General features: G+C 42.6%; 20 protein-coding genes. 5 read left to right on the top strand and 15 right to left on the bottom strand.

Annotation, left to right across the window (positions count from 1 at the left end):
• Positions 1–60 precede the first annotated feature (60 nt).
• Entirely contained in the window at positions 61–732 is a 672-nt protein-coding gene (locus BN1609_RS09915; RefSeq protein ID WP_088816196.1) for a VOC family protein, read from the top strand.
• A gap of 99 nt (positions 733–831) precedes the next feature.
• On the opposite strand, the gene BN1609_RS09910 is transcribed toward BN1609_RS09915, so the two are convergent.
• Positions 832–1,119 carry a hypothetical protein gene (locus BN1609_RS09910; protein ID WP_088810654.1) on the bottom strand — a complete coding sequence of 96 codons (288 nt, stop codon included), beginning with the start codon at positions 1,117–1,119 and terminating at the stop codon, positions 832–834.
• Between the two features lie 13 nt (positions 1,120–1,132).
• Complete coding sequence (locus BN1609_RS09905) at positions 1,133–1,405, bottom strand: helix-turn-helix transcriptional regulator (RefSeq protein WP_088810653.1); 273 nt, start codon at positions 1,403–1,405, stop codon at positions 1,133–1,135.
• A 96-nt stretch (positions 1,406–1,501) separates the two neighbouring features.
• Here BN1609_RS09905 and BN1609_RS09900 point away from each other — a divergent pair, with 96 nt between their 5' ends.
• Positions 1,502–2,131 carry a nitroreductase family protein gene (locus tag BN1609_RS09900; RefSeq protein WP_088816154.1) on the top strand — a complete coding sequence of 210 codons (630 nt, stop codon included), beginning with the start codon at positions 1,502–1,504 and terminating at the stop codon, positions 2,129–2,131.
• Between the two features lie 68 nt (positions 2,132–2,199).
• On the opposite strand, the gene BN1609_RS09895 is transcribed toward BN1609_RS09900, so the two are convergent.
• The 8 genes from BN1609_RS09895 to kdpF form a co-directional block, all read right to left on the bottom strand.
• Positions 2,200–2,457, bottom strand: coding sequence for a TfoX/Sxy family DNA transformation protein (locus BN1609_RS09895; protein WP_088810651.1), 258 nt, complete (start codon positions 2,455–2,457; stop codon positions 2,200–2,202).
• 3 nt (positions 2,458–2,460) lie between these two features.
• Positions 2,461–3,153: a response regulator gene (locus BN1609_RS09890; RefSeq protein WP_088810650.1), complete on the bottom strand. Its 693-nt coding sequence runs from the start codon at positions 3,151–3,153 to the stop codon at positions 2,461–2,463.
• Positions 3,143–5,818, bottom strand: a complete 2,676-nt coding sequence (locus BN1609_RS09885; protein ID WP_088840813.1) for a sensor histidine kinase KdpD — start codon at positions 5,816–5,818, stop codon at positions 3,143–3,145. Before BN1609_RS09885 ends, BN1609_RS09890 begins: the two co-directional genes overlap by 11 nt.
• A 181-nt stretch (positions 5,819–5,999) precedes the next feature.
• Positions 6,000–6,089 (bottom strand): putative holin-like toxin, encoded by a 90-nt coding sequence (locus tag BN1609_RS14185; RefSeq protein ID WP_220387115.1) that lies wholly within the window; start codon positions 6,087–6,089, stop codon positions 6,000–6,002.
• A 125-nt stretch (positions 6,090–6,214) separates the two neighbouring features.
• Positions 6,215–6,751 carry a potassium-transporting ATPase subunit KdpC gene (gene kdpC / locus BN1609_RS09880; protein WP_088810648.1) on the bottom strand — a complete coding sequence of 179 codons (537 nt, stop codon included), beginning with the start codon at positions 6,749–6,751 and terminating at the stop codon, positions 6,215–6,217.
• Positions 6,752–6,763: 12 nt separating this feature from the next.
• Entirely contained in the window at positions 6,764–8,788 is a 2,025-nt protein-coding gene (gene kdpB, locus BN1609_RS09875; protein WP_369821526.1) for a potassium-transporting ATPase subunit KdpB, read from the bottom strand.
• 45 nt (positions 8,789–8,833) lie between these two features.
• Positions 8,834–10,522, bottom strand: coding sequence for a potassium-transporting ATPase subunit KdpA (gene kdpA, locus BN1609_RS09870; RefSeq protein ID WP_088810646.1), 1,689 nt, complete (start codon positions 10,520–10,522; stop codon positions 8,834–8,836).
• Positions 10,519–10,608, bottom strand: coding sequence for a K(+)-transporting ATPase subunit F (gene kdpF / locus BN1609_RS09865; RefSeq protein ID WP_088810645.1), 90 nt, complete (start codon positions 10,606–10,608; stop codon positions 10,519–10,521). The genes kdpA and kdpF overlap by 4 nt, the downstream gene beginning before the upstream one ends.
• A gap of 250 nt (positions 10,609–10,858) precedes the next feature.
• On the opposite strand from kdpF, the gene BN1609_RS09860 reads away from it, so the two are divergent.
• The 3 genes from BN1609_RS09860 (at position 10,859) to BN1609_RS09850 (ending at position 12,891) form a co-directional block, all read left to right on the top strand.
• Entirely contained in the window at positions 10,859–11,164 is a 306-nt protein-coding gene (locus BN1609_RS09860) for a PTS sugar transporter subunit IIB (RefSeq protein ID WP_088810644.1), read from the top strand.
• Positions 11,165–11,239: 75 nt separating this feature from the next.
• Entirely contained in the window at positions 11,240–12,541 is a 1,302-nt protein-coding gene (locus BN1609_RS09855) for a PTS sugar transporter subunit IIC (protein ID WP_088810643.1), read from the top strand.
• Between the two features lie 38 nt (positions 12,542–12,579).
• Complete coding sequence (locus BN1609_RS09850; RefSeq protein WP_088810642.1) at positions 12,580–12,891, top strand: PTS lactose/cellobiose transporter subunit IIA; 312 nt, start codon at positions 12,580–12,582, stop codon at positions 12,889–12,891.
• Between the two features lie 54 nt (positions 12,892–12,945).
• Here the strand turns inward: BN1609_RS09850 and BN1609_RS09845 are convergent, their stop codons facing one another.
• The 5 genes from BN1609_RS09845 to BN1609_RS09825 form a co-directional block, all read right to left on the bottom strand.
• Positions 12,946–13,872, bottom strand: a complete 927-nt coding sequence (locus BN1609_RS09845; RefSeq protein ID WP_088840812.1) for a DpnII family type II restriction endonuclease — start codon at positions 13,870–13,872, stop codon at positions 12,946–12,948.
• A 22-nt stretch (positions 13,873–13,894) separates the two neighbouring features.
• A complete protein-coding gene (locus BN1609_RS09840) occupies positions 13,895–14,743 on the bottom strand; it encodes a DNA adenine methylase (RefSeq protein ID WP_220387163.1) in 849 nt (282 codons plus the stop codon).
• A gap of 136 nt (positions 14,744–14,879) precedes the next feature.
• Positions 14,880–15,296 (bottom strand): PTS sugar transporter subunit IIA, encoded by a 417-nt coding sequence (locus BN1609_RS09835; protein WP_088810641.1) that lies wholly within the window; start codon positions 15,294–15,296, stop codon positions 14,880–14,882.
• Between the two features lie 16 nt (positions 15,297–15,312).
• Positions 15,313–16,308 carry an SIS domain-containing protein gene (locus BN1609_RS09830; protein ID WP_088810640.1) on the bottom strand — a complete coding sequence of 332 codons (996 nt, stop codon included), beginning with the start codon at positions 16,306–16,308 and terminating at the stop codon, positions 15,313–15,315.
• 20 nt (positions 16,309–16,328) lie between these two features.
• Complete coding sequence (locus tag BN1609_RS09825) at positions 16,329–17,393, bottom strand: SIS domain-containing protein (protein WP_088840811.1); 1,065 nt, start codon at positions 17,391–17,393, stop codon at positions 16,329–16,331.
• Positions 17,394–17,395 lie beyond the last annotated feature (2 nt).

Raw genomic sequence — 17,395 nt, 5'->3', positions numbered from 1 at the left:
TTTAGGCGCTCTTCTTTTTCTGAAAGGAGAGTTTTTCTTTTGTCGAAAGGAGCAAATAAAATGAATTCATTATCCGTTAGTCATGCCGTCCACTTCGTCCACGATTTAGAAGCGGTCCGCACTCAGTTGCATCATTTTGGGTTAAAACTGTATACGAACAACGAGCGTAGCCTACCCGGCACCCAGTCTGCCTTAACCGAATTTAGTTTTCCACATATCAAATTTCTAAGTATTACCGAAAAAACAGCCGCATCTAAAAGTTTCCTTGGAAAAGAGGCGCTCACCTTTTTGCCGGTCAAACAAATTTTAGGGCACCTTGTCCTCGAAACCGATGATTTAAACGGCCTACGCAAACGCCTTTTTGAAAAAGGACACGAATTGACACTCATTTCAACGGCCGATGAAGCTGAACCGCTTTATGCCATTCCAGGCTCATTAAATGGCTTAGCATATCCACTTATTCAGAAAAAAAAGACGGTGACGACGCCGAAAATTCACCACACACTTAAAGAAATCCACATTCGTGTGGATAACCCCAAATACGTGTTGAAATACTGGGCAGAACTTTTTAATCTACAGGTTATCCACAATTCGTTGTTTTTTGATGATATTGCTGTGAATTTTACAAAAGGGTCAGCTAATCGCTTACATGCGCTTGTGTTTGACGCTACATCAAACGTTATCAGCCAAACAGAATTTCGAATTGGCGAAGGATTTTATCGCTTCCGTTAGCATACTTATGCACATAGTTATCCACATTATCCACAAACGCTTATCCAATTGGCTGATGTAACATATTTTATACTTGTGGATAAAAACACCCGTCACTTTTCAGCTTGTGGAAAAGTGACGGGTGTTTAATTTTTTGGTTAATTCGTCGTAGTCGATTTCTGGATTGCCATCTTGATACTCTGCGCGCAACCACTCATAGGCTTGCAATTGTTTGGCGCGTAATTGTTGGCAAGTCGCTGCTTCAAATAGTAAACTTTGAGCTTCTAAAATGGCAGCTTGATCTTGGTAGACGCCGGCGCTTAAAATGACACGGTCTAACACGGCGATAATCCGCGCATCATGACAGCCTAGCGCGTACGCTTCTTCTAAATCGGCTAAATAATTCAATTGTCGGCCTCCTCTACTTTAAAACATCAAAAAACGATTGCGCACCATCAATTAGTTCCGCGTTGACTGAATAAATATGCGTCGTTCCTTCCTTTCGTAGTTGAATTAAATCGGCATCTTTTAAGATTTTAATGTGGTGCGATAAGGTGGATTTGGCGATATGATATTCGCTGCAATTTACGGAGCGCTCACCGTTTTTTAACAGGCAACGAAATATTTTCAAGCGAATCGGGTCAGCGAGTGCTTGCAAAATCATTAATAAATTTTCCTCAGATAAAGTTTTCATAAAACCATCTTATCACAGGACGATTTATTTGCCGATAAAAACATTCTGTGCTAAAGTACAATAGTTCGATAAAATTAGAACTTTGGAGGCATACAGATGTACAAAAATAATGATTTTCAAGACTTAATGAAGAATCGCCGCTCGATTCGCGCTTACGATGAAAATGTGAAAATTTCGCACGAAGAAATGCTCGAAATGATAAATGAGGCGACAACTGCACCTAGCTCGGTTAACATGCAGCCTTGGCGCTTTGTCGTGGCAGATACGGCCGAAGCAAAAGCAAAACTTCGCCCGCTAGTGCGCTTTAACACGACGCAAAACGACACGTCTTCTGCGATGATTATTCTTTTTGGGGATAAAAATGCTTTCGAAAATGGCGAAAAAATTTACGGTACGGCGGTTGCAAAAGGTTTGATGCCGCAAGAAGTGAAAGACAAGCAACTTCCTGCTTTAAGCGCAATGTTTGCAAGCGCTCCTGAAAGCGAACTAGAACGCACCAGCCTAATTGACGGCGGCCTCGTTGCGATGCAATTCATGCTCGTTGCCCGCGCTTACGGCTACGACACAAATCCAATCGGCGGCTTTGAACGCGATGAAGTGGCTGAAGCCTTTGATATGGACACAAAACGCTACACACCCATTATGATTCTTTCAATTGGGAAAGCAAAAGATGCAGGTTATCCTTCTTATCGTTTGGATGCCACGGAAATTACGAGTTTTAAATAAGGCTAATTAAAAAGCAGAATTTCATGTCTAACCATTTTTTGAATGGCGGATTCATGAAATTCTGCTTTTTAGTGTTCATTCGCTTTATAAAACGCCCTTAATTCAGCTTTTCGAGTTGAGCTGATTTCTTTTTTAGGGATATCCGAAATGGCGCCTTCTAGCGCGTATAAGAAATGTAGGCAGGCACCCTCATCAACAAGGTGTTTCGTTTTTAAATACGCGGTTTCCGTACCGACTGAAATAAGTTGTTCAGCGGTCATAATTCCGGCTTCGTTTAATTTTTCTTCGTTGATTTTACCTAAATTTTGCATGTCTGAAATTTTCATTTTTCACTCCTCCACCATTCGGTAGCCGACGCCGACTTCTGTTAGAATGTAGCGCGGTTCTGCTGGATTTTGTTCGATTTTGCGGCGGATATTGCTTAAATTAACCCGTAAAGTTTGGTTTTCATTGGCGTACGGGCCCCAGATTTCGCGGATTAGAAAGTCGTGCGTTAAAACTTTTCCGGCGTGCTGGGCGAGCATTTGGAGGATTTTATATTCAATTGGAGTGAGGTGAACGACTTCGCCAGATACGGTGACGAGGCGTTTGTCGGCATCAATTTGGAGGTCGCCGATTTGAATGGTGCCGGAAGTCGCACGAGGCGTTTTGCGCGCACTGTGCCTTAGGGCTGTTCGGATTCGGGCTAGCAGTTCGGACGTGCCGAATGGCTTTGTGATATAGTCGTCCGCACCAAGGTCGAGGGCTTCGACTTTTTCGCGCTCATGAAGTCGTGCCGACACAACAATTACGGGTAAGTCAGACCAGGAACGAATGGTTTTAAGCAAAGTGAGCCCGTCCGTATCTGGCAGTCCTAAATCAAGCAAAATTAAATCGGGGGCGTGCGAAGCCGCCATGCTTAGACCTTCTTTACCTGTGCGCGCTTCAAGTGTTTTATAGTCGCTGGCACTTAATATAGCGTTCATAAAATGGCTGATACCCGGTTCATCTTCAATAATTAAAATGAGCTTGTCATTTTGCATGCGAATTCCCTCCTAATGGCAACGTAAAGCGGAATAATGCCCCTCCGCCAGGATTTTCTGCCACTTCCATTTTACCACCGTGCGCCCGAATAATCGACATGCAGATAGAAAGCCCGATGCCAAGACCACGCGTCATATCCACACGGTCGCGCTCCTCCACGCCAAAATTATTGAACAGCTGGCTAAAACGCTCTTTCGGAATGCCGATGCCGTCATCTTTCACCGTGAACACGACCTCATCAGAAGCCAAAATCACGTTCACCCAAACCTCAGCATCCGCGCCGCCGTGTCTAAGCGCGTTTTCCATTAAGTTTATTAAAACTTGTTCGATTAAAGTACCGTCCATGGGAATGAGAACGACTTCGTCTGGGACTCGAACGGTGATTTTTCGGTTTGAAAATCGGCTACGAATTCGTCTTACCGCTGCGCTTACTACTTCTTCAGGCGCTTCCAAGTCGGCGTTTACCGTGAGCATTCCTTCGTTTATCCGTGTGACAGAAAGTAAATTTTCAACCATTCGAATGAGCCATTCAGAATCCTCTTTAATATCCAAGACGAGCTTCGTGCGAGTTTCTTCGTCCAATTTATTTTCAAGTAGCGCCGAGCTGGCGCCTAGAATGCCGGTGAGCGGCGTGCGCAAATCATGCGAGATGGCGCGCAGCAAATTACTGCGCATTTGTTCTTTTTCGGCTTCAATTAGGATTTCGCGTTGTTCGTCTGAGAGCTTCTGCCGTTCAAGCGAAGTGGCCACCTGCGAGCTGACCATTCGCAAGAACAATCGATTATCCTGTGTGAGCGCTTCTTTTTTAGGGTCGCAAAAAATCCCAATGACACCTAAAATTTTCCCACCAGAAATAACGGGTAAATAAAATCCTGCAGCCCCAGAAAGCGTGTCCGTAGCCTGCCCTGCTTCTTTGCCGCTTCTAAACACCCAGTGCACGACGGCGCGCTCACCTTCTGAGAGCATTGCGATTGCACCGGCTTCCTCTTCTTCTTGTAAAAAGGTCCCCGCTCCGTGTTCCTTCGGGTCTTCCGCGTACACGATGACCGAGCGACCGAGCAGGCGGACGAGATAGGTTGTGACTAGCTCTAAAATGCCGTCTAGTTGGCGGGTGACAAGCAGTTTCCGATTGAGCTCGTATAAAATTTCCGTACGGCGCTCCCTGACAACGGCTTGCTTGGCAATTTTTTTCACTCGAACCGTGAGCGCACTTGTGATTAAGGCGACAAGTAGCATGATGCCATATGTGACTGGATAGCCGGCTTGAACGGTATTGAAGGTGTACAGCGGCGTCATGAAGAAGAAATTAAACATAAGTACGGCAAGAAGTGACCCGATAATTCCGTATAAATAGCCTGACGTCATTCGGGAAATGACGAGCACGGATAAAATGAACACCATAATGATATTTTGATCGCCAATGCCAAGCTCGGATAGACCAGCCGAAATTAAGGTGGCTAAAATGAGGGCTGCGAACATTTTGGCGGTGTCGTGCCACGTAAGTATATTTTTAAATGTCCACGCATGCGGTTTTGCTTTTTCTTTGCGGCCGCTTGGAATGATGTGGATTTCAATTGCTTGCAGGGAGTCAATTAGTTCGTCTTCCAAATCGGTCCCCAATTTTCCCAAAAGAAAAGATTTGCGTTTGGATTTTCCGAGAACGATATTCGTCACACCCGACAGCTTGGCGTATTCGGCGATTGTTTCGCCCAAATTGTGACCGTTTATCGTGACCGTATCCGCGCCTAATTTTTCCGCGAGCGCGATGTTCTCTTGCAGCGTCTTCTTCTCAGCGAACGGCAAGCTTTCCGTATCCCCGTCGTCCACATAAAGCACCGTCCAAGTCGCGTGAAAAGCCTCTGCCGCACGCGCCGTCCAGCGAATCAATTTTTGCGATGACTTTGAGGCGCTAATGCAGACGAGCATCTTCATACTCGCGCGCTTCTCCGCATAGGAAATCGTCTGTTCATTCTCAAAACTAATGCGGTCAGCCACTTTCCGCATCGCAATTTCCCGAAGCAACTTCAAATTCTCTTTTGTGAAAAACTTGTGCATCGCAAGCGCGGCGCGTTCCGCTTCATAAATTTTCCCTTCGCTAAACCGCTTCAACAGCTCATCTGGTTCAATGTCAATCAATTTGACAAAATCAGCTTGGTCAAAAAATTGATCCGGAACCGTTTCCTTGACTGCAATTTGCGTAATGTTTTCCACAATATCATTTAGGCTTTCAATATGTTGGACGTTGACCGTCGTATACACATCAATGCCGGCGTCAAGCAGTTCCTGCACGTCTTGATAGCGCTTTTTGTTCCGCGAACCGGGTGCGTTTGTATGGGCAAGCTCATCGACCAACACAATATCCGGCTTCCGCAAGAGAACCGCATCAACATCGAGTTCTTCCAAACTCATATTTTTATATGCCATCGATTTTTTCGGAATTGCAGGTACTCCGTCTAAAAGCCGCATCGTTTCTTTGCGATTATGTGGCTCAATATAACCGGCGACAACCGCCACTCCGCGCTCAAGCTCTTCGCGGGCATCATTTAGCATCGCAAACGTTTTGCCTACGCCTGCTGCATAGCCAAAATAAATTTTCAATTTTCCTGAAGAAGCCTCCCGTGCCTCTTGTAGTAACGCATCTGGATTTGGCCGATCATCTTGCATTGCTAGCACCTCCTTTAGACTCAAAATGAGTGAAAAAAGCGTGTATTTTTTATTTGTTTATGTTATAATTTGAATTGAAAAGGGATATGCGTCAACATATCCCCGTACAGAGCCGTTAAGACGGTGGCAGTTTCTAATGATTTATTAAATAACCATCTTCACTCGCCAAGTGGAAAGATGGTTATTTTTCTTGTTTATCGTTCGAGTTACGAATGGCTAGCACTAATGATGCAAATGCAATCATCAGTACCAGCGCCTCATACACCGACACGGCTAACTCCTCTCTAGGAGAAAAACCTGAATAAACATAGGCGTCACCCCCTTAGTAGGGATTTCGCCACCATCTTCACTTCTCTGCTCGTTTAGTTTAACACGAAACGAGTTCTTTTTCCATTTTTATTTAACCTTTTGATCAAGCTCCAAATTCACGCCAAGAACATTTACAACAGGTTCCCCCATAAATCCTAACGCACGGTTTTCCGTGTTATTTTTTATGATTTTTTCCACAGCAGACGGGGACATATCGCGCGCTTTCGCGATTCTATCCACCTGGTATTCCGCCGCAGCGACCGAAATGTTCGGATCCACACCACTTGCAGAACTTGTGACTAAATCAATCGGAATTTGTTTTGTATTCGCTGAATCGAGCTTATGGAAAAAAGCCACACGCTCCGCAACTAATTTTTCCTCTTCTGAACTTGATGGATTCAAGTTGGAGGGCGAACCGCTATCAGGGCGACCAATTAAATATTTTGCTTCTGTAAAGTTTTGACCAATCAATTTGGAACCTTTATTTCCTTCTATTATACTGCCATTTGCTTTGTTTTGGAAAGCAGCTTGTGCAACAAGCGTTACGACGGCCGGGTAGAGGACGCCGCACACAATTGTTAGGGCAGCAAACACGACCAGTGCCTGTCTAAAAAGTGGTTTCATTTCCATCGCCTCCTATGAAATACCAATAAACGTTAAAATCAAATCAATCAACTTAATCGCCACAAATGGCGCTATGAGTCCGCCTAACCCGTAAATCAAAAGGTTGCGTCCAAGTAATTTTTGCGCCGGCATCTCCGTATATTTCACGCCTTTAAGCGAAAGAGGAATTAAGAAAATAATAATCAGAGCGTTATAGATTATCGCGGATAAAATCGCCGTTTTAGGGCTCGTTAAGGCCATGACGTTTAGCGCCGCTAGCTCCGGATAAATGCCGTAAAACAGGACGGGAATAATCGCGAAATATTTGGCGATGTCGTTCGCTACACTAAATGTCGTGAGCGCTCCCCGCGTCATCAAAAGCTGCTTGCCAATGCGAACGATGTCGATCAGTTTGGTCGGGCTCGAATCTAAATCCACCATGTTCCCCGCCTCTTTTGCTGCCTGCGTTCCCGAATTCATTGCCACTGCAACATCTGCTTGCGCAAGCGCTGGGGCGTCATTTGTGCCGTCACCGGTCATCGCAACAAGGTGGCCTTCTTGCTGGTAGCTCCGAATTAAATCGAGCTTCGCCTCTGGTGTCGCCTCGGCCAAGAAGTCATCCACACCCGCTTCCGCTGCAATTGCCGCCGCAGTCATCGGGTTATCCCCGGTAATCATAATCGTTTTAATCCCCATTTTCCGAAGGTCAACAAAACGCTCTTTGACACCATTTTTAACGATATCTTTTAAGAATATAACGCCTAGCACTTGCTTGTTTTTAACGACGACAAGCGGAGTTCCCCCGACATTCGCTACTTTTGAAACGAGTTCGTCGCATTCATCTGGATACGCGCCACCAATTTCCTGCACATATTTTTTTACCGCGTCTGCGGCCCCTTTTCGAATCGCGTCATTCGCGTAATCAATGCCACTCATACGCGTTTTAGCTGTAAACGGAATAAATTCTGCTTGCGTCCCGCTAAAATCACGCCCGCGAATATCAAACCTTTCTTTAGCCAAAATAACGATACTTCGTCCTTCAGCAGTTTCGTCAGCGAGTGAGGAAAGTTGCGCTGCATCTGCAAGATCACGTTCGCTTACGCCTGTTACAGGTAGGAACTCGCTTGCACGACGGTTTCCGAGTGTAATTGTCCCAGTTTTGTCGAGTAGTAAAACGTCCACATCACCAGCCGCCTCGATTGCCCGACCGCTCATCGCAAGTACATTCGCTTTATTTAAGCGGCTCATGCCAGCAATTCCAATGGAAGAAAGTAGCGCGCCAATGGTTGTTGGTGCCAGACAGACGAGCAGTGCGACAATGTTTGTCACCGAAACGGCCGAGCCATTTCCTGCTAGTTTGCTGGAAAAATCGGAAAACGGAAGTAAAGTCACCGAAACGGCTAGAAAAATAATCGTTAGCGTCACGAGTAAAATTTGTAGCGCAATTTCATTCGGTGTTTTTTTCCGCGCAGCGCCTTCTACCATCGCAATCATCTTATCTAAAAAGCTTTCACCCGCTTCTGTCGTAATTTCAATGACAAGCGAATCCGAAACTAGTGTTGTCCCGCCTGTCACGGCGCTTCTGTCGCCACCAGATTCCCGAATCACGGGTGCCGATTCACCGGTAATCGCGCTTTCGTCCACCGAAGCCGCACCAAAAATCACTTCGCCGTCCATCGGAATTTGCTCACCAGCTTCGACAATGACCACATCGCCTTTTTTCAAAGTATTGGATAAAACTTCGGTAAAGTCTTCGTGGTTATCAGCCGATTTCAACTTCCGCGTCAAAACATCTTTCCTAGCACTCCTTAAACTATCCGCCTGTGCCCGGCCGCGGCCTTCTGCAATCGCCTCCGCAAAGTTGGCGAACAAAACGGTGAACCAGAGTACCATCGCAATGACAAATGTGTACCACCGCGCTTCATCACCAATATTTATGAACGTTAAAAAATATAAAATGGTCGTTAAAACGGCGCCAAGATAAACGACAAACATGACTGGATTTTTAATTTGAATTTTAGGCGCAAGTTTTCTAAAAGATTGCTTTGTCGCGTCCATATATACATTTTTTTGACTGATTTCTTGTTTCATTTTTACTCACCCCTATTTTGTAGTGAAGAAGTCGGCAATTGGACCAAGCGCCAGGCTCGGCAAGAAACTTAAAGCGCCGACTAAGAAAATTACGCCAATTAAAAGGCCAACAAACAACCCTGTATCCGTTTTTAGCGTGCCACTGCTTGCTGCAACAGGCTTTTTCTTCGCCAAGTTTGCCGCTAAGAACAGCGCAGCGACAAGCGGTAAGAAACGCACAATGAGCATGATGGTTCCGCCAATCAAATTCGTAAAGGTTGTATCGGCCGAAAAGCCTCCAAACGCACTCCCATTGTTATTTCCCATAGAAGTAAAAGCGTATAAGATTTCCGAAAAGCCGTGCGCGCCGCTATTTGTCAGCCAACCCGTAGCACTTGGCATCATCACCGCAAACATCGTGCCGAAAAGCGTGAATAGTGGCGGCCCAAGGATAATCAGACAGACCATTTTCATATCATAAGGTTCGATTTTTTTGCCTAAGTACTCCGGAGTCCGCCCGACCATAAGTCCTGCAATGAACACGGTCAAAATGACAAAAGCAATCATCCCGTAAAGCCCGCTACCAACTCCGCCAAAAATCACTTCCCCGAGTTGCATTAAGAACAGCGGTATAAAGCCTCCGAGCGGCGTCAGACTATCGTGCATCGCGTTCACTGAGCCATTCGATGCCGCCGTAGTTGACGTTGCAAAAAGTGACGAATCCGCAACCCCAAAACGCGCTTCCTTGCCTTCCATATTCCCCGCACTCACGTCTACACCAGCGTAATTTGGAACAGTTTGATATTCCGCCGCCGTGATGCCAACAAGCGCCACTACAAAAACAATTATCATGGTTAAAAATAGGGTTTTTCCTTGCCCCCGCTCTTTAACCGCATGACCGAACATAAAAACTAGCGCCGCTGGGATAATTAAAATCGCCAGCATTTCGAAAAAATTCGTAATTGCCGTAGGATTTTCAAACGGAAACGCCGAATTGGTTCCGAAAAACCCGCCGCCATTTGTTCCAAGCTGCTTAATCGCAATCTGACTCGCCGCTGGTCCCATCGGAATGATTTGACTTACCCCGTCCTGAAGCGTCGTCTGAACACTGTAGCCCGATAAATTTTGCACAACGCCACCAGAAACTAAAATTATCGAAAGCACGATTGATAGCGGCAACAGCACATAAAGCGTGATCCGCGTCAAATCTTGCCAAAAGTTACCTATAGTATGTTCCTTTTTTAAAATAAACCCACGAATTAATGCGAATAAAACGGCAATACCAGTTGCTGCCGACACAAAATTCTGCACGGTCAGCCCCATCATTTGCGAAAAATAGGACAACTGAGTTTCCCCCGCATAGGCCTGCCAATTCGTATTTGATACAAAACTCGCCGCCGTGTTAAACGCCAACCCAATTGACATCCCTTTCATATTTTCTGGGTTAAGCGGCAAAAATCCTTGCATCATTAAAATGGCCATCAAAAAAATAAACCCAATTCCACTAAAAATTAACACCGAAAGAGCATATTTTTTTGGCGACATACTCGCCGTACTATTTTCACCCATCCCTTTATAAATCCACGTTTCAACTGGTTCAACAACACGCGATAAAAAAGTATGCCGGCCTTGCATTACCGCATACATATAACGTCCAAGAGGAATCGCCAGACCAATTAAGACAACAATGAAAATAACATCTTTTAATATCGCTTGACTCATAAGTCTTCACCTCGGAATAAAACGTAAAATAAATACGCCATCAAAATAAGGGCTAGCACACCTAGAACACCAATGACCACGCTCATTTTTCTCAACTCCTTTTTCTATCCTAATCCTATCAGTTAAGGTATAAAGACGGTGTTAAATCTATTTATTAGGGTATAAAGATTTTGTAAAGGGGGTAGTCTGTGTAAAGTTTACACACATCACACACATTGTGTACACATTTCTACAGAATGAAAACGTTATTATATAGCGGTTTCATAGTTTCAAAAAGTTGGCACGGTTTTTGCATATATTATAACTATAAGAATTCAACCTATAGGAGGGTTTACAATGAAAACGATTATGTTAGTATGCTCCGCTGGTATGTCCACTAGCTTGCTTGTAACTAAAATGGAAAAAGCTGCTGAAGCGGAAGGTATGGAAGCAAAAATCTTTGCTGTTGCTGAAGCGGAAGCTGATAAGCACTTAGATGAAATCGATGTTTTACTACTTGGTCCACAAGTTCGTTTCTTAGAAGGAAACATGAAGAAAAAATTAGAGCCAAAAGGTATTCCACTAGGCGTGATTAACAGCATTGACTACGGAATGATGAAAGGCGACAAAGTTTTAGAACAAGCTAAAGAGTTAATGAAATAATTTTGTTAGCAAAGGGGCAACCCTTACTATAAATTAATGGTTCTTTTAAAGGCCACAAAAAAGGAGATTTTTTAAATGAATGGTTTTATTGCATTTATGGAGAAGCACTTCATTCCATACGCAGCTAAAATCGGTGCACAACGTCATTTAGTAGCCGTGCGTGATGGTTTCATCGCGACAATGCCACTAATGATTCTCGGTTCGTTCGCCGTACTAATTAACAACTTACCAATCCCTGGTTATATCCCGATGATGAATAACATTTTTGGGGAAGGAAAATGGCAAGCCTTCGGTGGTAACATTTGGGCTGGTACTTTCGCTATTTTAGGTCTTTTTATTGCTTTTACAGTAGCTTACAACCTTGCCAAATCTTATGACAAAGATGCTTTATCTTCTGGTGTCGTATCTGTTGCTTCTTTCTTTGCAATCGGCGCTGGATTCGTTACCGTTACTGACGGGGCTGGAAGTGTCGCGGGTCTTGGATCTGCTGGTTTATTCTTAGCACTTATTATTTCTTTAATTTCAACTGAAATTTTCACTCGTTTAAGTGGAAACTCAAAACTGATTATCAAAATGCCTGAAGGGGTTCCACCAGCAGTTGCTCGTTCATTTGCTGCATTATTCCCTTCGATGATTACCGTTTCAATTTTCGCTTTAATTACAGCTTTCTTCCAAGCTGCAGGTATTACAGATTTAGTTGGCGAATTCTACAAACTTGTTCAAGAACCATTCATGGGTCTTGCTAACTCGTTGCCAGTTGCTTTACTATTAGCATTTATTTCTTCATTCCTATGGTTCTTTGGTTTGCATGGTGCAAACATCATCGATCCATTTATGCAAACAATTAACGTTCCTGCAATCGAAGCTAACGTAAAAGCTCTAGAAGCAGGCGACAAAATCCCTTATATCGTTAACAAACCTTTCTTCGATTCTTTCGTAAACTTAGGTGGTACAGGGGCGACTCTAGGTCTTATCATTGCGATTTTCCTAGTAGCTCGTAAACATAAAGCTTACATGACAGTATCTAAATTATCTGCTGCACCAGGTGTGTTCATGATTAATGAACCGATGATGTTTGGTTTACCAATTGTGTTAAACCCAATCTTCTTCATTCCTTATATCTTGACACCAATGATTCTTGTAACAATTGCTTACTTTGCAACTGTACTTGGACTTGTTCCAGCTGCAACAGTTATCACACCTTGGACTACTCCGCCAATTATCGGTGGTGCCTTAGCAACACAAAGCTTGTCAGGTGGTATTTTAGCCGCAGTGAACTTAGTTGTCGCTGTTATTATCTACCTTCCATTCGCGAAAATGGCTCAAGTTCAAGAGCTTAAACGTGAAAAAGAGGCTGCTGCTGAGGAAGCAAAATAATTTCAACTTGAACTCTACACTTTAAGGACGTGTTGAACATGAATTCTGAAAATCTAGAACAAACAATTATGGGGCTAATCGTTTTTGGTGGTAATGCTAAAAGCGATGCAATGCTCGCAATTGATGCCGCTAAAAAGGGAGATTTCGATAAAGCTGACGAGCAAATTAAACTTGCCGAAGACGCTTTACTCGAGGCTCATCATTCTCAAACTGCTTTAATCCAAGGTGAAGCTCGTGGTGAAAAAACAGAAGTATCACTACTTCTTGTTCATGCTCAAGACCACTTAATGAACGCTATCACTTTCAAGGATTTAGCAAAAGAAATTGTTGAGTTATATCGTACAAAATAAGGTAAGAAAAGAAGCAAGCCAACTGGCTTGCTTCTTTTTAAATATATATTTTTTCTATAAGGAAAGATAAGCATCTATCCATCCCGCTTCACACATCTCATAATTGAAGACTAAGCCAATATAGGACATCGCCTCATACAAGTGTGACTTATCCTTATTCCACCCTTCACCATCTGTAATATAAATAAATTTGTGGTTAGTTCGAGAAAACCTATCGTGAAGAACTTGAAATTCTGTTGAAGATGCCTTCACCTTACTTCCCGCTGAATTAAAATTATTCACTTCAAACAGAAACAATTTTCTTCTTTCTTTGTCAAATAAAGAACCATCAAATCTTCTATTTGCAAAAATTTCGTCCATTTCCAAACCATACTTTTTTTTAGCGGTATCAGCCGTTGTCTGTCCACAAGACTGCCATCCTCTTCTATTAGCTATATCTTTTAACAACTCACTTAAATACCACTCTCCTAAATTGCCTGAACGATTTTTCCTAGCATTTGTATTTAATCCTGCCTCAATACCTACAACATAATCGCGAACACTCTTACTTAAACCGCGCTCTAAAAGTTCGAGTAAGCCAGACTCTCTAATGAACTTCATATATAAATCAATGTTTTTTATATCTATAGCATTAAAGTTTAATTTATACTCACCCAAAATATGTTGTACATCAAGGAAACCGTTTGCGTTTCCTGAATTATATTTTTCTCTTCTAATTCCTAACAAAACTGGGATTAATTTCAAAAGATGTGGTCTCTCTATAAAAAACTGCTTTACTGTTTCTTGATCTCTATTTATAAGATAGTCTAGAGTATATAAGTCTGCCCCATACTCATCAATATATTCTCTTACTTTGGAAAAATCAATCCAATAATCGGCTGGAAATTTAAGACTGGATCTAGTGTCTAAAAAGAATTCTGTTTTTTTCTTTGCTGGCATATTGATATAATCAAGTATGTCATAACCATTAATCGTTTTCATTCTTGTTCCATTCTCCTATCTTCTAGTAATTTGTTATGATAACTTCCGGAACTTTCCCTTTTCTTGCATCTCCTTTACTATTTATCATTCTAGATGCCTCAATGATTCGTATAGTCTTTTGATAGTCTTGATATAATTCATGAATTATTGGTGTGCTAGAATTTGAAAGCATCACATAAACCCCTTTTTTCGTGAGATCATCAAATAAGTCCCGTAACCTAACTTGATCTTCATAAGAAAAACCTTCATGGGTATATGAAGTAAAAGTAGCCGTTTTCGTTAGCGGTACATACGGTGGATCAAAATAAACAAAATCCCCTTTTCCAGCCCCCTTAACAGCCTCCTCAAAATCACAATTTAAAATCGTTATCTCTTGTTCATTTAGAAATTCTGAAACCATTGTTAAGTTGGCTAAATCTATAATTTTTGGATTTTTATATCTACCATACGGAACATTAAATTGTCCACTCTTATTTACTCTGTATAAACCATTGAAGTTAACCCTCAACATATAAAGGAGTCTTGCAGCCCTTTCAACAGCAGAAACTTGTTGAATTTCATTTGTTCTATCCATCGCTCTAAGTTCATAGTAGTATTCTGAGCTATTCAGTCTGGAATGCTTCTCTAAAACTTTTATTAATTCTTCTAAATTGTCTCTTATTTGTTTATATGCAAGTATTAAATCCTTATTAAAGTCATTGATAACTGCTTTTTTGGGCTGCAGATCAAAAAAAACCGCGCCTCCACCAATAAACGGCTCATAATATGAACTATATTCTTTAGGCAAATACTTGTTTATTTCCGGCAATAGTTGCCTCTTACCGCCAACCCATTTTGTAAAAGGTTTCATACCTGCTAATGTGGTTGCCATATAATCACTCCTTAACTTTTCGCTAATTAAATAATAACATTCCCGTCCCTCAATGTAAATTAGGCTAGCACCTTTTAATACCCTATAGATTCTATTTGATTGCCTACAAAAAGCAGCTAAGAATATTTCCTAGCTGCTAAAAATCATCTTCCATTTGATCGACCGGCGCCACATATTGATAAACACCTTGTTTTCCCGCTTCAATAATTTGATTCGCTAACACGTTTAGCGGTAAGCTCTCTCGGTTTATAAATGCTTCTAGCAGTAGCGGTATATTCACGCCCGTTACAAGCTCTGTCTGACTAAAATTCAGAAGAAGCGTGACTAGCACATTAAAGGGGGTGCCTCCTTTTAAATCAGTGAGGAATAAAACGCCTTCTTCTACATTTAAATTGCTGATTTCCTGCATGATTTTGCTTTGTAGGTTTTCAGGCGTTTCTCCCACTTCGAATGGGACAAAACTGGTATTTTTCTGCGTGCCGCAAATCATTTCCGCTGAGCGAATTAATTCTTCTGCGGCATTCCCGTGCGTGCAAACAAAAATTGCTGTCATTTTCAAAACCGCCTTTTTAATAGTCTAATTGACGATAGTAGCGTCTGATTTCCATTGGATGGCGATTTAAACGCTCGATATGCACATCAATTCGGTTGTTTACAGCATGAATGATGAACGGGGATAAGATGCCTCTGAATTTTTCTGAAATGCCAGGCAAAGCGTAGTCTTTTGCATCGATGATTGTATAGTTGCCGCAAATTTGTGGAATAAAACGGGCGACTCGTTCACTTAATGCGCGCTGGCTATCTTCGGTTACATAAATCGTTACAGGTGTATCACGCTCAACAATTTCGAACATGCCGTGGAAAAATTCATGCGCCTCAATTGATTTCGTTTTAATCCAGTGCTGCTCTTCCCAGTAACACATGGCGTAGGAATACGTTGCGCCCCACTGGTTCCCGGCGCCTACAAAATAATGAATGTCATCGCGATGGTGTTTTTCGGCAAATTCACGCCCAAATGCGTCGGCGGATTTTTCAATTTCAACAATGCCTTTTGCAAAATGTTGATCCATTTCATTATAAAACTCGTCATACTCGGCAAACTCGCCAGCCAAATGCATAAAGCGGTCCCCCACCATGAAGAATTTCAATTGTTCGTTTAGCGGATAGGAAATTAAATGGTCAACAAGCGAAGCTAGTTCCGCATCGGCTTTATCAATGAAACCAAGAACCGTTGCGCCAAGCGCGTTACACTTTTTGACGGCTTGCACAACCTCTTCTGTGCTACCTGTGACCGATGAAACCACAACAAACGTATCTTTCGTCACTCGCTTATTCCCTGTCGTTAGAAACACGGCGGCGTTTTCATAAAAAGTTTCAAGCTCCGTTCTCTCTTTCATGTGCACAACCGCCTGCATAGCTGACGCGTAAGTGCCTCCAATACCTAACCAGCATATGTTACTAAAGCCTCGGTTAAAGACATGATCAATAACCTCATTAATTTGCGGACGTAATTTTAACGCCCCCTCCATATTTTTTAATACTTTTCCTTCGTCAAATTTTAGCATTGCTAGTCCTGCCTTTCTCTTCAAATTTTCGATTTTGTAATTGTGTCAAATTCCGGGAATGCGGATTTTTCCAAATTGATGCCCTTTTCCTGCGACACTTTAAACGCGAGCAGATGAACGGGCACCGTCATAAATAGCGAGGCGAGTAGTTCCTCTGTTTGAATGTCCAACGCTAAATCTCCACGTTTCGCTTTGTCCCCATTCGCATAAATGGTCTCTACACGCGAAACATGTCCGTGCAAAAACTCCTTCAATTTATCCGCGCGTTCCAAAAGTATCCCTTCCGGTTCCAAGAAAATCACATAATCATCTGCAGATAAACCAATATATGGTCCGTGCATGTATTCTTCTAACTCTTTGCCAAACGCCGTAATTCGAATGGTTTCGGTTACTTTTGTTTCTCCTTCGCGCGCTACACCATACGTGCTTCCGTAGCCAATAAAGAAAATTCGGTTCGCCTTTAACCATTCAGGCGTGCGTTCGTCTACCCATTTGGTCGCTTTCGTGATAAGCGCTGGCAATTTGGTAGCGATTTTTTGCATTTCAGCCAAATCAAATTCATATTGTTCGGTCGTTACTTTTCCAGTTGCTAATGCCATTTCAAGCGCCAGTAAATTCAAGATGAGAATCGTCGCGCTGTAGCCTGCCGTCACATATGGCATTTCTTCAATGCCCATGCCCATTTCAATGACGTGCTCAGCCGCTTTTGCGATTGGACTAGTCACATCACTTGTCACCGTAAAAATTGTACCGCCTCGTTTTTGAATTTCTTCCACAAGATGGATGGTAGAATAACTATGGCCGCCTTGCGAAATTGCCACATATAACGTATTTTTATCCAAATGAAGCATGTAATTTCCAGAAATAGACGGCTCTTCTATATAAACGGGTATACCTAGTTTCGCGCTCATATAAAGTTGTGCCCCGAAAGCCGCATTCGAACTTGATCCTGTAGCAAAAATGACGATGGAATGATACGTTTTATGCTCCATTTGAATGATTTCTGCTAAAATTTGTTTGCGATTTCGCATAATATTTGTATATATTTCTGGTTCTGCATGAATATAATGTTCCATATTTTTCATTT

This window comes from Listeria sp. ILCC797 (assembly GCF_900186185.1).
In the GTDB taxonomy this organism is placed as follows: Bacteria; Bacillota; Bacilli; order Lactobacillales; family Listeriaceae; genus Listeria; species Listeria goaensis.
The sequence above is the reverse complement of the archived record's forward strand: the minus strand, read 5'-3'. Positions and strand labels throughout refer to the sequence as shown.

Excerpts from the sequence above, each read along its gene's own strand:
- BN1609_RS09915 (WP_088816196.1), top strand. The coding sequence starts at position 61 with ATGAATTCATTATCCGTTAGTCATGCCGTCCACTTCGTCCACGATTTA.
- BN1609_RS09905 (WP_088810653.1), bottom strand. The coding sequence starts at position 1,405 with ATGAAAACTTTATCTGAGGAAAATTTATTAATGATTTTGCAAGCACTC.
- BN1609_RS09900 (WP_088816154.1), top strand. The coding sequence starts at position 1,502 with ATGTACAAAAATAATGATTTTCAAGACTTAATGAAGAATCGCCGCTCG.
- BN1609_RS09895 (WP_088810651.1), bottom strand. The coding sequence starts at position 2,457 with ATGAAAATTTCAGACATGCAAAATTTAGGTAAAATCAACGAAGAAAAA.
- BN1609_RS09890 (WP_088810650.1), bottom strand. The coding sequence starts at position 3,153 with ATGCAAAATGACAAGCTCATTTTAATTATTGAAGATGAACCGGGTATC.
- BN1609_RS09885 (WP_088840813.1), bottom strand. The coding sequence starts at position 5,818 with ATGCAAGATGATCGGCCAAATCCAGATGCGTTACTACAAGAGGCACGG.
- kdpC (WP_088810648.1), bottom strand. The coding sequence starts at position 6,751 with ATGAAACCACTTTTTAGACAGGCACTGGTCGTGTTTGCTGCCCTAACA.
- kdpB (WP_369821526.1), bottom strand. The coding sequence starts at position 8,788 with ATGGACGCGACAAAGCAATCTTTTAGAAAACTTGCGCCTAAAATTCAA.
- kdpA (WP_088810646.1), bottom strand. The coding sequence starts at position 10,522 with ATGAGTCAAGCGATATTAAAAGATGTTATTTTCATTGTTGTCTTAATT.
- kdpF (WP_088810645.1), bottom strand. The coding sequence starts at position 10,608 with ATGAGCGTGGTCATTGGTGTTCTAGGTGTGCTAGCCCTTATTTTGATG.
- BN1609_RS09860 (WP_088810644.1), top strand. The coding sequence starts at position 10,859 with ATGAAAACGATTATGTTAGTATGCTCCGCTGGTATGTCCACTAGCTTG.
- BN1609_RS09855 (WP_088810643.1), top strand. The coding sequence starts at position 11,240 with ATGAATGGTTTTATTGCATTTATGGAGAAGCACTTCATTCCATACGCA.
- BN1609_RS09850 (WP_088810642.1), top strand. The coding sequence starts at position 12,580 with ATGAATTCTGAAAATCTAGAACAAACAATTATGGGGCTAATCGTTTTT.
- BN1609_RS09845 (WP_088840812.1), bottom strand. The coding sequence starts at position 13,872 with ATGAAAACGATTAATGGTTATGACATACTTGATTATATCAATATGCCA.
- BN1609_RS09840 (WP_220387163.1), bottom strand. The coding sequence starts at position 14,743 with ATGGCAACCACATTAGCAGGTATGAAACCTTTTACAAAATGGGTTGGC.
- BN1609_RS09835 (WP_088810641.1), bottom strand. The coding sequence starts at position 15,296 with ATGACAGCAATTTTTGTTTGCACGCACGGGAATGCCGCAGAAGAATTA.
- BN1609_RS09830 (WP_088810640.1), bottom strand. The coding sequence starts at position 16,308 with ATGCTAAAATTTGACGAAGGAAAAGTATTAAAAAATATGGAGGGGGCG.
- BN1609_RS09825 (WP_088840811.1), bottom strand. The coding sequence starts at position 17,393 with ATGAAAAATATGGAACATTATATTCATGCAGAACCAGAAATATATACA.